At 70.0% G+C, this 1,182-nt stretch carries 2 protein-coding genes; both read left to right on the top strand.

What is annotated here, in order from left to right:
• Nucleotides 1-931: NAD(P)/FAD-dependent oxidoreductase (locus EU811_RS23175; RefSeq protein WP_160147701.1), on the top strand; the 931-nt coding region annotated here is incomplete at its 5' end.
• Nucleotides 928-1,182: cyclic nucleotide-binding domain-containing protein (locus EU811_RS23170; RefSeq protein ID WP_142940582.1), on the top strand; the 255-nt coding region annotated here is incomplete at its 3' end. The genes EU811_RS23175 and EU811_RS23170, both read left to right, overlap by 4 nt.

Here is a 1,182-nt window from a genome sequence, read left to right as displayed (position 1 = left end):
GTACGGGGCCTCGGAAGGGCTGCGGACCGTGCTCGTGGAGCGCTCCGCGACCGGCGGACAGGCCGGCCAGAGCTCACGCATCGAGAACTACCTGGGCTTCCCGGACGGTGTGTCCGGGGCGCAGCTCACCGACCGGGCACGGCGGCAGGCGTCGAAGTTCGGCGCCGAGATCCTCACCGCGCGCGAGGTGACCGGTCTGGAGGTCAACGGATCCTCGCGGACCGTGCGGTTCTCGGACGGTTCCGCGATCGCCGCGCACTGCGTGATCCTGGCCACCGGCGTGTCGTACCGGCAGTTGCAGGCGCCGGGCACGGCGGACCTGACCGGGTGCGGGGTGTACTACAGATCGGCGCTGACCGAGGCGGCCTCGTGCCAGGGACACGACGTGTACATCGTCGGCGGCGCGAACTCCGCGGGCCAGGCGGCGATGTACCTGTCCAGGGGCGCGAAGTCGGTCACCCTGCTGGTGCGCGGTTCCTCCCTGTCCTCGTCGATGTCGCACTACCTGATCGGACAGATCGAGGGTGCGCCGAACATCAGCGTCCGTACGGGGACGGTCGTCGAGGCGGCGCACGGCTCCGACCACCTGGAGCAGCTGACGCTGCGCGACATCGAGAGCGGGCACACCGAACTCGTCGACGCGCAGTGGGTGTTCGTGTTCATCGGCGCGGCCCCGCTGACCGACTGGCTGGACGGCATCGTGCTGAGGGACGAGCGCGGGTTCATCGTCACCGGACCCGACCTGGCCGTCGGCGGGCAGCCGCCGCCGGACTGGGAGTTGGACCGGGCGCCGTACCACCTGGAGACCAATGTGCCCGGGGTGTTCGTGGCGGGTGACGCCCGGGCCGAGTCCGCGAAACGTGTCGCCTCCGCCGTCGGAGAGGGAGCCATGGCCGTGATGCTCGTCCACAGGTATCTGGAGCAGTCGTGAGCGGGCAGCCGATGCCGTGCGACGCGGCGGAACTCAGCACACTGTTCCTGTTCGAGAAGCTGGAACCGGAACAGCTCGGGCGGCTGTGCAGCGAAGGCCGCGTCGAGAAGTTCGAGCCCGGCTATGTGTACGAGGAGGGCGAGCCGGCCACCTGCTTCTTCGTCCTCCTCGAAGGCACGCTCGTGATGTCGCGGCGGGTCGGCGAGGACGACGTCGAGATCAGCCGCACCTCCCAGCGCGGGGTGTACGCG

The sequence above is a fragment of the Arthrobacter sp. TS-15 genome (assembly GCF_006964045.1).
Classification (GTDB): domain Bacteria; phylum Actinomycetota; class Actinomycetes; order Actinomycetales; family Micrococcaceae; genus Arthrobacter.
Note: the sequence above shows the minus strand (reverse complement) of the source record. Positions and strands in the feature narration are given on the sequence as shown.